Source organism: Qipengyuania flava, assembly GCF_011762005.1.
GTDB lineage: Bacteria > Pseudomonadota > Alphaproteobacteria > Sphingomonadales > Sphingomonadaceae > Qipengyuania > Qipengyuania flava.
This window is the reverse complement of sequence record NZ_JAASQU010000001.1, coordinates 399717-412119: the sequence shown is the minus strand read 5'-3', so window position 1 is coordinate 412119 and position 12403 is coordinate 399717. Positions and strand designations below refer to the sequence as shown.

12 protein-coding genes are annotated in these 12403 nt (G+C 64.6%); 6 read left to right on the top strand and 6 right to left on the bottom strand.

Features of this window, described 5'->3' with window-relative positions:
• The first annotated feature begins 15 nt into the window (after positions 1–15).
• Both FHS69_RS02035 and FHS69_RS02030 read left to right on the top strand, forming a co-directional pair.
• On the top strand, positions 16–1086 hold the full coding sequence (locus tag FHS69_RS02035; RefSeq protein ID WP_067506938.1) for a D-alanine--D-alanine ligase family protein: 1071 nt from the start codon (positions 16–18) through the stop codon (positions 1084–1086).
• A gap of 7 nt (positions 1087–1093) precedes the next feature.
• A complete protein-coding gene (locus tag FHS69_RS02030; protein WP_166776154.1) occupies positions 1094–2281 on the top strand; it encodes a sugar-transfer associated ATP-grasp domain-containing protein in 1188 nt (395 codons plus the stop codon).
• On the opposite strand, the gene FHS69_RS02025 is transcribed toward FHS69_RS02030, so the two are convergent.
• Positions 2278–3003: an SDR family NAD(P)-dependent oxidoreductase gene (locus tag FHS69_RS02025; RefSeq protein ID WP_166776151.1), complete on the bottom strand. Its 726-nt coding sequence runs from the start codon at positions 3001–3003 to the stop codon at positions 2278–2280. The two genes, FHS69_RS02030 and FHS69_RS02025, sit on opposite strands and share 4 nt — an antisense overlap.
• Positions 3004–3217: 214 nt before the next feature.
• Between FHS69_RS02025 and FHS69_RS02020 the strand changes: the two genes are divergently transcribed.
• From FHS69_RS02020 to FHS69_RS02005, 4 genes are all read left to right on the top strand, one after another.
• Positions 3218–4000 carry a succinate dehydrogenase iron-sulfur subunit gene (locus tag FHS69_RS02020; protein ID WP_067466409.1) on the top strand — a complete coding sequence of 261 codons (783 nt, stop codon included), beginning with the start codon at positions 3218–3220 and terminating at the stop codon, positions 3998–4000.
• Between the two features lie 11 nt (positions 4001–4011).
• Positions 4012–4479, top strand: coding sequence for a hotdog domain-containing protein (locus FHS69_RS02015; RefSeq protein WP_166776149.1), 468 nt, complete (start codon positions 4012–4014; stop codon positions 4477–4479).
• Positions 4476–5588, top strand: a complete 1113-nt coding sequence (zapE, locus tag FHS69_RS02010) for a cell division protein ZapE (protein WP_166776147.1) — start codon at positions 4476–4478, stop codon at positions 5586–5588. The genes FHS69_RS02015 and zapE overlap by 4 nt, the downstream gene beginning before the upstream one ends.
• A 103-nt stretch (positions 5589–5691) precedes the next feature.
• The gene (locus tag FHS69_RS02005; protein ID WP_166776145.1) at positions 5692–6390 is read left to right on the top strand and encodes a pirin family protein; all 699 of its coding nucleotides are present in this window, start codon (positions 5692–5694) and stop codon (positions 6388–6390) included.
• Here the strand turns inward: FHS69_RS02005 and FHS69_RS02000 are convergent.
• The 5 genes from FHS69_RS02000 to FHS69_RS01980 are packed head-to-tail and all read right to left on the bottom strand — an operon-like array spanning position 6387 to position 12401.
• Positions 6387–8285, bottom strand: coding sequence for an XrtA/PEP-CTERM system amidotransferase (locus tag FHS69_RS02000; RefSeq protein ID WP_166776143.1), 1899 nt, complete (start codon positions 8283–8285; stop codon positions 6387–6389). The two genes, FHS69_RS02005 and FHS69_RS02000, sit on opposite strands and share 4 nt — an antisense overlap.
• A 10-nt stretch (positions 8286–8295) precedes the next feature.
• A complete protein-coding gene (gene xrtA / locus FHS69_RS01995) occupies positions 8296–9270 on the bottom strand; it encodes an exosortase A (protein WP_166776141.1) in 975 nt (324 codons plus the stop codon).
• The gene (locus FHS69_RS01990) at positions 9260–10483 is read right to left on the bottom strand and encodes a TIGR03087 family PEP-CTERM/XrtA system glycosyltransferase (RefSeq protein WP_166776139.1); all 1224 of its coding nucleotides are present in this window, start codon (positions 10481–10483) and stop codon (positions 9260–9262) included. The genes xrtA and FHS69_RS01990 overlap by 11 nt, the downstream gene beginning before the upstream one ends.
• Positions 10483–11544, bottom strand: coding sequence for a FemAB family XrtA/PEP-CTERM system-associated protein (locus tag FHS69_RS01985; RefSeq protein WP_166776137.1), 1062 nt, complete (start codon positions 11542–11544; stop codon positions 10483–10485). Before FHS69_RS01985 ends, FHS69_RS01990 begins: the two co-directional genes overlap by 1 nt.
• A complete protein-coding gene (locus tag FHS69_RS01980; RefSeq protein ID WP_166776135.1) occupies positions 11541–12401 on the bottom strand; it encodes an XrtA system polysaccharide deacetylase in 861 nt (286 codons plus the stop codon). The genes FHS69_RS01985 and FHS69_RS01980 overlap by 4 nt, the downstream gene beginning before the upstream one ends.
• Between the last annotated feature and the right edge of the window lie 2 nt (positions 12402–12403).

Here is a 12403-nt window from a genome sequence, read left to right as displayed (position 1 = left end):
CGTAAGGGCGCGCGCATGAGCGAAACCATCGATCTGTTCACGATTCCCGAGACCGATAAGGCGCGGCTGAACATTCTGTTTTTGGCCAAACATGCCGCTGCAGGCGGAGCGTTGCACGGCGAAGACGGCAATCATGCGGTCTATCACCACGAAGTGCTGACCACACTGCGCGAGATCGGTCTCAACGTCACCCCGCAAAGCGACTTCAGCGCGCTCTACGACAAGACCGATTTCGACTTCGTCTTCACCCTGCTCAACCGCGCAGGCTTCCCGATGAGCGAAATGCTCGGCCCCTTGCTCGCACAGCGGATCGGTCTGCCCGCCCTGGGTGCCTCACCGATCCTGCGCGGCCTGTCGGACGACAAGCATCTGATGAAGACCGTTGCGGTGGCGCGGGGCGTGCCCGTGGCGCCGTGGCTGATCGCGCGGCGCGGCTGCCTCTACATTCCCTATCCCGATTTCGCCTTCGAACGGCTGGTGGTCAAACCCAACGCTTCCTCGGCCAGCTGGGGCGTGACCATGCCGACCGACTGGGACCAGGCGCTGCGCGACATCGCGAAGCTGCATGCCGAAGGCCACGACGTCATCGTCGAACGCTACGAGGGCGCCTATGACGTTGTCGTGCCCGTACTCGGTGGAGACGACCCGATCCTGCTGTCGACCATGCGCTTCGAAATGCCCGGCGACGAGGGCAATTTCCGTTCTTACGAGGAAAAGCGCGGGCTGAGCGAAGGACCCAAAGAGCGACTGGTCGCGATGCGCAATCCGGTGATGACGCGCAAGATCCGCGAATTCACGCGCGCCATGCTGCCCGAGTTGTGGCCGTTCGATTATGGCCGGTTCGAATTCCGCTATACGCCCACGACCGGCGAAGTCCTGTTCATGGAAGTGAACCTGTCGTGCAACCTGTGGTCCAAGAAGACCGTCTCGGGCGCCGCGCAACTTGCCGGACTGACGCATCAGCAATTGCTCGAACATATCGCCGCTTACAGCATGGACCGGCAGGGCGTCATCAAGGCCGAGCGAACGCCATTCGCACCGACCGTCATGCCGGAAGAAGTCGGCGGCGAGATGATCGAGGTCTGATACCGCGTTGCACTCCGCCGAGTTCGCCTATTACGCCAAGAAGGCGTTCGCGCTGTTCCCCGGAGGGGCCGACGCAACAAGCGCCCCGGTTTTCGCTGCCCATTACGCGCGCCGCCGTCGCAACCGCTCGCTGGCGCGAGAAGCGCTCGACCGGGTCATCGCGCGCGCTTTCTTCGCATGGCTACCCTCGAGGACCCGTGCTGTCGCGCGAAAGTACGGCATGGACGCGCAGTGGGAACGGCAAGCGTTGGCAATCGCGCGGGCACGCTTTGTCGATCCCAATGACATCGCGCTGTTCCGGATCGAGCGGGCCGAAGAGCTTGATCACTATATCCGGCGGTTCGAAGATGCCGGGTTCAACAAGATTATCAACCAGAAAGGGTGGAGCCGTGCCTGCGCGCTGGTCGACAAGGCAGCGTTCTATCGCCGCTGCGCCACGCATGGATTGCCCCACCCGGAAGTGCACGCGGTTTACAACCGCGATGTACATGATTTCCGCCCTGCCCGGCGACATCCGCTGATTGCCAAGCCCACCCATGGCGAAGGCGGCCGAGGTGTCGCGCTGCTCCCGCCTGCCGTGTCCGAAATCGCCGACCAGGCCGCCTTTGCCCAAGCGATCGCGCCCTATGTCGATAAGCGGCAGGTGTGGGTGATCCAGCACGCACTGCGCAACCACGCAGCGCTGACGGACTATGCAATGGACGCTCTGGCGACTGCACGGCTCACCACCATGCGGAATGAGACTGGCGAGCCCGAACTGGTCAGCAGCGTGCTGCGCGTGCCTTCGCTGCGCGGCCCGGTGATCGACAACATGAAGGCTGGCGGGCTGATCATGCCGGTCGATCTGGAAACCGGGCGCGCGGATATCGCCTGCAAGGGCTATGGCGGCGGCGATTACCACTGCCACCCGGTCAGCTGTGCGGCTTTCAGCGATCTGCAACTGCCCGACTGGAAGGCTGCCGTCGCGCTTGCTTGCCGCGCGCACAGCACAGCGTTCCCCGAATACACGCTTATCGGTTGGGATATCGGCTTCACGCCCGACGGGCCAATGGTGGTCGAGGGCAATGCCAAGCCGGGGGTGCTGATGCCACAGCGCAGTGGACGCAAAGGTCTGGCAGGCCAGCGCTATGGCGAACTGCTCGCTTTCAATCTTGAGCGCGCCGAACGCGAACAGACGGACGAGCCGGCCCGCTAGGCGGGAACGGCCTCGCCTTTCCAGTCGAACACGCCGCCGCTGTCCGCCACCGCCAGTCCCTCGATGACGTTCAGCAGGTTGTCGGCGGCATCGGCGGGACGGGTCAGTTGCCCCGCGGGCAGATTGGCTTGGAAGGGTTCAGAGAGCGCCGAATCCACCGTGCCCGGATGCAGGCCTGCGACGATCGCCTGCCTGTGCGTCCGCCCCAGCTCGATCGCGAAGTTCTTGAGCAGCATGTTGAGGGCGGTCTTGCTGGCGCGATAGCTGTGCCAGCCACCGAGGCGGTTGTCGGTTATCGAGCCGACGCGCGCCGACAGCGCCGCGAAGACGCAACGCCGGTCGCGCGGCAGAAGCGGGAGCATGTGCTTCGCCACCAGAGCAGGACCAATCGTGTTCAGCCGGAAGGCGTCTTCCATCGCGTCCGCATCGATTTGCCGGTAACTGCGTTCGGGCCCGGTCCCATCCGCCAGTGTCAGCACACCGCTGGCGACGATGACGAGATCGGGAGGCGTATCGGCCATGGCCGCCGCCGCTGCCGCGATCGTGTCCTCGCGCGCCAGATCGAAGGCAAACGCGTGACAGCGCGGATCGGGAGACAGGCCTGCGCGGCTGCCCGCCCATACTTCGACATCGCGATCGGCGAGCGCCGAGCACAGCGCGGCCCCGATTCCGCCGCTGGAACCGAACAGCGCGGCACGCCGAAAACTGTTTCCGCTATCCATCTTGCCTCATTAGACCCGCGAAGGCACTCGCAGGTTCCCCGGCATTTCCTTCGGTTTGCGAAGGTTTCGCAGCGGGACAGGTTTTCGTGCTGGCGTGGCTCGGCTGTGTTCCATCCCGTCGCAACGGCATTGCAGGATTTGCGTCACACTCGGCCTTGCGCGCATCGCGCGAGCCGCTAGATGGGTTTCGCAAAGCAACAGGACCGATAGCGTAATGGCGACCTTCACCCTTCCCAAGAATTCGAAGATCACCGGCAAGAGCCGTACCCACAAGGCCGAGGGCGGTTCGCGCATCCGCAAATTCAAGATCTATCGCTACGATCCCGATAGCGGCGAGAACCCGCGTTACGATACGTTCGAGCTCGATCTCGACGATTGCGGCCCGATGGTCCTGGATGCACTGTTCAAAATCAAGAACGAAATCGATCCCACGCTCACCTTCCGCCGTTCGTGCCGCGAAGGGATCTGCGGTTCGTGCTCGATGAATCTCAACGGCAAGAACGGTCTCGCCTGCACCACCGCAATCGAGGATCTCAAGGGTGAAATCCGCATCACTCCGCTGCCGAGCATGGACGTGATCAAGGACCTCGTGCCCGACTTCACGCATTTCTATGCGCAATACGCCAGCATCCGTCCCTGGTTGCAGACCGTCTCGACCACGCCGAGCGGCAAGGAACGGCTGCAGTCGCCCGAACAGCGCGAGCAACTCGACGGCCTCTACGAATGTATCCTGTGCGCCTGCTGCTCGACCGCCTGCCCCAGCTATTGGTGGAATTCGGACAAGTTCCTGGGCCCCGCGATCCTGCTGCAGGCCTATCGCTGGCTGGCCGACAGCCGCGACGAAATGACCGGTGAACGGCTCGACCAGTTGGAAGACCCCTTCCGCCTCTATCGCTGCCACACCATCATGAACTGTGCGAATGTCTGCCCGAAGGGCCTCAGCCCAGCCAAGGCAATCGCCGAAACCAAGAAGATGATCGCCGAACGCGCGATCTAAAGACCTGTCTAGTGGCGCTGCGCGACGACGTTTTCGACCATGGCCCCGACCCGGATAATCCGGGCTGGCGCCATTGGAATCTCAAGGACGAAACGCTGTTCAACGGCGCGGTGATGGGCAAGCTCATCACCCGCGTCGACGATGACGGGAAGGCGCGGCTGCGCATGTTCCCCGAACGGCGCCACCAGAACCTGCAGGGCATCATCCACGGCGCGGTGACGCTGTCGCTGATCGACATTTCGCTGTTCACCACCATGCACAATATCGGCAGCGGCAATGCCGGCCCGTCGGTGACGGTCGAACTGTCGACGCAGTTCGTGGGCGGCGGCAAGCCCGACATGCCGCTCGACGCGGTATGCGAGATCGTCCGCGAAACGGGTAGTATGGTGTTCGTGCGCGGCACGGTGGTTCAGGAAGACCATGCGGTCGCCAGCTTCTCGGGCATCGTCAAGAAGATCAAGCCCCGCGCCGCCGCGTGACCGGAATGCTCGCCCGCTACGAGCGGCTCGTCTCGGCGGGCGAATTGCAGGCCGATCCCGACCAGCGCCGTGCCGCCCAGCGGCTCGACCGGCTGCAGAAGGACCTCGAGGCGGATAGCTCGGGCGGGCTTTTGGCGCAGCTGTTTAAGCCGAAGAAGGCACGGCCCGAAGGCGTCTACATGTGGGGCGGCGTCGGGCGCGGCAAGTCGATGCTGATGGACCTGTTCGTCGAGACGCTGGGGATCGCCGAGAAACGCCGCGCGCATTTCCACGAGTTCATGCTCGAGGTCGACCGGCGGATGCGCGAGCGGCGGGAAAGCGATCCCGGCGATCCCACCGGCAAGGTCGCGCGCGATATCGCAGCCGATGTGCGCTGCCTCGCCTTCGACGAGATGGTGGTGAACAACACCGCCGACGCGGCGATCATGGCGCGGCTGTTCACTGCGCTGATTCGTGATGAGGGCGTGACCGTGGTCACCACCAGCAACCGCCCACCGCATGATCTCTACAAGGACGGGCTCAACCGATCTCTGTTCCTCCCGTTCATCGATCTCGTCGAAGCCGAGATGGACGTGCTGCCGCTCAATGGCCCGACCGATTATCGGCTCGACCGGCTGGGCGATATCGCGACCTGGCACGCCCCGTTGGGCGACAGGGCAACCGCGCAGGTGCGCGAGGCGTTCTTCCGCCTCACCGATTACGCGCCCGAGGATGCGGCGCATGTTCCCAGCGCCGAACTGGAACTGGGCGGCGGGCGAACGATCCACGTGCCCAAGAGTCTCAAGGGCGTGGGCGTGTTCAGCTTCAAGCGGCTGTGTGGCGAAAACCGTGGTGCAGCGGATTATCTCGCGATCGCGCATGCCTATCACACGGTGATCGTGGTCGGCGTCCCCGCCATGTCGCCCGACAACCGCAACGAGGCGATCCGCTTCACCAAGCTCATCGACGCACTCTACGAGAACGGCGTCAAGCTGTTCGTCACCGCGGCGGCCGAACCCGAGGACCTCTACACCGCCGGCGACGGCGCGTTCGAGTTCGAGCGGACGGTCAGCCGCCTCAAGGAAATGCAGAGCGCCGATTACATGGCGCGGGGTCACGGCGCCGCCTAGCTGGGCCGCAGGGCAGTCACATCGGTGTTTCTTGACGGGCTTGGAGCCGCCCCCACATCGCCTGAATACCGGCGTCAACACCCCGCCGATGTGAGAATGGACCATGATCGATATCCGACCCTTCGCCACGCTTGGCCATGCCGACCACGGCTGGCTCGACGCGCGGCACCACTTCAGCTTCGCCAATTACCACGACCCCGAGCGAATGGGCTGGGGCAGCATCCGCGTGTGGAACGACGACACCATCGCGGCGCAGAGCGGTTTCCCGCCGCACCCGCACCGCGACATGGAAATCGTCACCTTCGTGCGCAGCGGCGCGATCAGCCACCGCGACAGCCTCGGCAACGAGGGCCGGACCGTGGCGGGCGACGTGCAGGTGATGAGCGCGGGCACGGGAATCACCCATGCCGAATACAATCTCGAGGACGAGCAGACCACGCTGTTCCAGATCTGGATCATTCCTGACCGGACGGGCGACAAACCCGGATGGGGGCAGCGCGCCTTTCCCAAGGCCACGCGCGAAGGCGGTTTCGAAGTGCTCGCTAGCGGCACGCCTGATGTCGACGACGCACTGCCTATCCGCACCGACGCCAAGGTCGCGGCAACCACGCTCTCGACCGGTCAGACGGCGGTCTGGACCACTTCGCCCGACCGTCACCAATATCTCGTCGCGCCGACGGGCCGCGTCCGCGTGAACGGGGTCGAGGCACGGCCGCGCGACGGGATCGCGGTGACCGGCGAAAGCGAGATCTCGGTCGAAGCTCTCGACGATGCCGAGGTCGTGCTGGTCGACGCGCGCTAGGCGCTCGGCTTCAGCTGTCGCAGCGAACGATCGAGCATCAGCAGCTGCCAAAGCACACGTCCGTGATCGCTGCGACCGGAAATGTGGTCGTCCGCAAGGCGCCTCAGGACCTTGCGGGCGAACCATCCGCTACCCACCAGCACCTCGCTTGCGGCGACAGCGCGGGCTTCGGAAGCAAGCGGTCCGCGCAGCCATTGCGACACGGGCGTCACGAAACCCTGCTTCGAACGATAGAGGATGTCGTCGGGCAGGTATCGCTGCATCGTATGCTTGACCAGCCATTTGCCCGTGGTCCCGCGCAGGCGTTGGCGATGCGAAAGCCGTGCTCCGAATTCGACGAGCCGATGGTCGAGCAACGGCTCGCGCGCCTCCAGACCAACCGCCATGCTGGTACGGTCGGTCTTGGTCAGGATGTCTCCGGGTAGCCAGAACTTCAGATCGGCATATTGCGCCCGGTCCAAGCCGCTACGCGCGGGGGCATCGCGCATAAGTTTCTCGAACGGTTGCTCTGCCCGGTAGTCGCCCCGTTCGCGCAGCAGCGTCGCACCATAGAGCCGCTGGCGCTGCTCGGGGGAGAGGATCGACAGCGCCCGCGCATAGCCCGCCTCGCCATTCTCGGCGAGCGACAGCAAGGTGGATTTCGCACGCAGCGGGCGCGGTGCCCAGTCGGCCTTCGGCCAGATTCGCCCAAGCGCGCCGAACACCGGCTGGCGCAGCGCCGCGGGCAGCACCGAACGGGCCTGTTCCTCGCGCGCATGGAACAGTTGGCGGCGATATCCGGCAAAAGCCTCGTCGGCGCCGTCGCCCGACAGCGCCACGGTCACATGCTCGCGCGCAAGTTCGCATACCCGCAGCGTCGGCAAGGCGCTGGCATCGGCAAAGGGCTCGTCGAAGATTGCCGCAATACGGTCTATCTCGCCGAACTGGTCGGCCGAGACGATACGTTCGTGATGGTCGGTGTCGAACTGCCCGGCAACCTGCCGCGCGTATTGCGTTTCATCGACGCTCGCGACATCGAAACCGATCGAGCAACTGGTCACCGGCACTGTGCTGGCCTCGCTCATCAGCGCAACGACCGAGGAACTGTCGACGCCGCCCGAGAGAAAGGCACCGAGCGGCACGTCGGCGACCATCCTGCTGGTCACGCCTTCGCGCATCAGGTGCAGGAGCTGCGCGGAAAGATCCTGCGTGCTCCCCTTCTCGCGCCGCTCGAAGCTGATGTCCCACCATTGCTGTGGCGGACCCGGTTGGCGTCCGTGTTCGAGCAGCATGAAATGCCCGGCGGGGAGTTTATCGACGCCCTGCAGGATCGAACGATGATCGGGAACATATCCCCATGTCATGTAGTCTTCGATCGCGAGTGGATCGATTGTCCGGCGTAGCAGGGGATTGGCGAGCAGGCCTTTCAGTTCGCTGGCGAAGGCCAGTGCACCGCCCTCGATCCGCGCGAGGTAGAGTGGTTTCACGCCGAACCGGTCGCGCGCGAGGAAAAGCCTGCGTGCCGCGCAGTCGTAGAGCGCAAAGGCGAACATGCCGTCGAACCGGCGCAGGCAGTCGGGGCCCCATTTCTGCCAGGCTGCAAGGATGACCTCTGTATCCCCATCGGTGCGGAAAACCGCCCCGCCCTGCTCGAGCTCGCGCCGCAATTCGCGATAGTTGTAGATCTCGCCGTTGAAGACGATGACCGCGCGTTCGTCGGCAGAGTGCATCGGCTGCGGCGAACCCGCCAGATCGATGATCGACAGCCGCCGGTGCCCCAACCCGATACCCGGGGCGGTCCAGACGCCGCTGCCGTCAGGCCCGCGATGCGCGATGGCATCGGTCATCCGTTCGACCCGCTTCGGGTCGACCGGCTTCACCGTCTCGTAATGGAAAATCCCGGCGATCCCGCACATGAGCCGTTGCCTAGACCAACTGCGCAAACACGGCAAAGAAACCCGCAGCCAGCAGCGTCGCAATCCCGATAATTACCGGGGCAGGTGCACGTCCTTCCCATTGTTGCACCCAGCGCATTGCCGCAATCTCATCTGCGCTCCAGCCGGCCTCCTCGGGCTCGCGCTCGAACCACCGCCAGGCCACCCCCAGAACCAGTGCCAGCACCAGCGCGAAGAAGAACCAGCCATAGACGATATGGTCGAACCCGCCCGCGGCTTCGGCGCCGACATATTGGGCGATGAAGATCGTCGCCCAGGCGCGGATACCATTGGCGATGACCGGAACAACGACGCAGGCGAAGAGAAACCACGCCCGGCGATGCCAACTCGAAAAACAGGTATGCGCGACGAGGATGCCGAGCGCGACCATGGCGATCAGGAATTTCACTCCCGAGCATTCCTCCGCAACGATGAACAGTCCTGCGGGTGTATCGATAAGGATACCGTCGGCGACCATCTCGATACCGCTCCACCGGGTCATCGCGGTGGCAATTTCGGCAGTGATCATCTGCAGCGGGGGAATGATCTCGTCGCCGAACGGAACGAGCACGAGGCCATAGGCAAGCGGAAACGCCAAGACGATCCCCGCGCGTAGGCCCAGCAAAGCGAGCACGGCGCCTTGCAGCGCGACCACCGCCCCGCCCTGCGCGATGGTATTGATCTCCAGCGCCCGCCCCAGTGCCCAGCATGACAGGCCGAGCAATGTCCAAACCACACCGGGCCACCAGCCGCGCAGCCCCGCACGCGCGATTTCCTCTCGCCGGATCCATGCGACCCAACCGATGATCGGTGGGACCAGCAGGATATGGCTGTAGGTGTCGATATTCCACCACTGGTGCGCCATCGCGCGCCATTCGGCAAATGTCAGCGCGAACAGCGCAATCGCGGCCACGCCCAGCCACATCAGGGACGCAGGACGTCGTTCTACCGGGTTCTCAGGCGGCATCGCAGGCGTCCCGTGGCTGGTCGAGCACGGCGCCGAGTTGATCGGCGACAGCCTCCCAACCCATATGCTCGACCACGAAACGGCGCGCGGCCGCACCCATGGTTTCGGCCATGACAGGGTCGGCGACCAGAGCATCGATCCGTGCGACAATTGCTTCGGGATCGGCCGGGGCGATAGCGAAGTGGTTGCCGTCCTCGGCGTCGATGCCGGTAGCCGCGCCGGAGGTGAGGACCACGGGGCGGGCCATCGCCATTGCTTCGAGAACCTTGTTCTGCACGCCGCGCGCGATCAGCAACGGCGCGACCACGATGTCAGCGGACTTTAGGAACGGTCGCACATCGGGCACCTCGCCCCATATCCGCGCGCCATGGTCACCGTGCTTCTCTCTCAGGCCGCGGCTTGGCGACCGTCCCACGACATGGAACCGCGCCCGCGCATGCGCACGGCGCAAGCGCGGCATGATTTCCTCGATCATCCAGAGCGCCGCCGCGATATTCGGCGCGTAATCCATCTGCCCGGTGAACACGATCTGGGGGCCATCGCCCTCCTCCAGATCGGCCTGCCTTGCCACAAGCGCAGGATCGAAAAAGTCCGCATCGATGCCATTGCCAAGGGCTCGCAGCCGCGCAGAGCCGGAATGGCGGAGGCGTGACGCAAAAAGCTGCGCTTCCGCTTCGCTGATCAACAGCGTTGTGTCCGCCCGCGCGGCGAGGCGTTCCTCTTCCAGTGCGAGCAGCCGCGCCTCGCGCCGGTTGAGCCATCTGCGGTTCCCGGCATCGGCATAGGCATCGAACTTGGCGCTATCGACGTCGCACAAATCGACGATCACCCTCCCCACGAAATTCGGGGGTACATATTGGCCCATCTGGCCCGAAAACACGAAGATCGTATCGATCGGGTGGTTGCCGAGCGTTTTTGCTACATAGCGGTGCATGGCGGCGTGATCGAACGCGCTGAGGCTGACCGGGCGGCGTTGCCATAGCGCTTCGAGCCCGGCGAGCGGGAGCGGCTTGCTCCGCCGGACAAGCGCATGCGTGCGCGCCAATTCGGCCAGTGCGGGCTTCTGCGCCATGTCCGCCGCGCTCTCGGCAAAAGTGCCGACATGGACCGGCCCCCGCCGGGCCAGAGCCCTGAGCAGGTGGTGCGAGCGGATCTTGTCGCCGCGATCGGGCGGAAAGGGCACGCGGTGCCCGAGGAACAATGTCTCGCCCATCAAGCCAGTCCGCGTGCGATCCACGGTCCCAGCCCATTGGCTACCGGCATCGGCAGCCGCTTCCACAAGGCGATTTTTGCCGAATAGCTTTCGTCGGTCGGATCGATGTTGCGTCCCCGCCGCGCGTCCGCAGACCAGGTGTAATAGGTCAGCGGTTCGGGCTCGAAGCCCCAGTTCTTCTTGAAAGCGAACGGGCCGCTACCGGTTTTCGAGCGACCGAAATCGAACCGCGTGCATCCTTTGCGTCGCGCGTGACCCATGAGTTCGTAATACATCCGTTCATTGGCACGCAACGCTCTTGCACCCCAGGTGCCGCCGCCCCAGAACGGCATGACCGCGCCCGCGTGATAGAGCGAGAGGACGCTCGATACCGGTGTATCGCCCTCCCACACGGTAAGGATGTCGGCAGCTTCGCCGAACAGGTCGAGCACCGCATCGAACAGGCTGCGCGGAAATACCGGCGTTCCGAGATTGCGGACGCTTTCGGCATAGACCGCGTAATGCGCCATCCGGTCACGCTCCGCCGCGCCCACAGTGGTCGCGAGGTCGTTCTTCAGCCCCTTGCGCACCTCGGCCCTCGCCTTGCGCGGGATGGCGAGCAATTGCGCCTCGTCATCGTCGGCTAGCGGTCCCGCGAAATTGGCGTGCTTACCTGTAACCACATTCCAGTCGTGTGGTGCGGCACCACCGCGCAATTCGATATCGGGGATCGAGAGCCGCTGCGCCAATTCCTCCGCGGCATGGCACAACCGTTCGCCATCGCGTGCATCGGCGGCCAGCGCTCCGCCGCCAATGCCGAAACCACTCGATACCAGCGCACGCCCGAACAGTGGAGAATGCACTCCAGTCAACGGCAGCCAGCCGCACAGGCTCGTCCCGCGCTCGAGCACGAGACCGAGCGCATCGTTGCCCGTGCCACGCGCGATGGCCTGCAGCCACAGCGGACGGTGGAAGACGCTGCCGTCCAGCTCTTCGACGAATGCCTCGACCCGCGCAATGTCCCGCGGGTCGTCGAAATCAACCTGCCTGACAGTGTCGGCGTGGCGCAGCGGCGCGTTCATGCCGCCCAATCCAGGCTCCGCGGCTTCTCGCGCGCCGCCAGCGCATCCATCCGGCCCCAGGCGAAGTCGCCGAGCAGGTCGGACAGTTTACCCGCCATGCGCGAAAGATTGGTGTAATGCCGCAATCTGGAACGCAGCGGCGCGCCCGCAACCCGGGGCTGGCCGGGGTCGACTTCCCATGGGTGGAAATAGAACACCGACGGGCGTCCCTCGGCGTTGACCTGCCTGATCGCCCAGCGGCTGAACCCGTAAGGCAGCACGCGGAAGAACCCGCCGCCGCCAGCCGCCAGCCGCTTGCCGCGTAGGATCGCGGTGGTCACGGGGATCTCGACCAGCTCGCTACCCGGGACCGGGTCGAAGGCGAAACGCGGTGCATCGCGCCAGCCGTAATGGTCGTGAACGATGGGAGCGACCGAGGACGAATAGGCATAGCCATGCTCGGCCAATACTTCATGTGCCCAGCGGTTGCGGGCATCGATCGAGAAGCTCGGCGCACGATAACCGGTTATCGCCTGGCCCGCGGCGTCTTCGAGGATCGCGCGCGATTTTGCGAGATCTTCGGCAAACTCCGTCTGCGACAGCGTGAAGACACGCGCATGGTCGTAACCGTGGCTGGCGAGCTCATGCCCGCGATCTACGATCGCCCGCATCGCGGCACGATTGCGCTCGGCAATCCAGCCCAGCGTGAAAAAGGTCGCCTTCACCCCGGCTTCGTCGAACAGGTCGAGGATCCGCGCGACATTGTCGCCTACGCGCAATTCGAGACCGTCCCAGTCCTCGCGTGCGATCGTGTGCTCGAACGCGCCGACCTGGAACCAGTCTTCGACATCGACCGAGAGGCCGTTGACGATCGTCATGC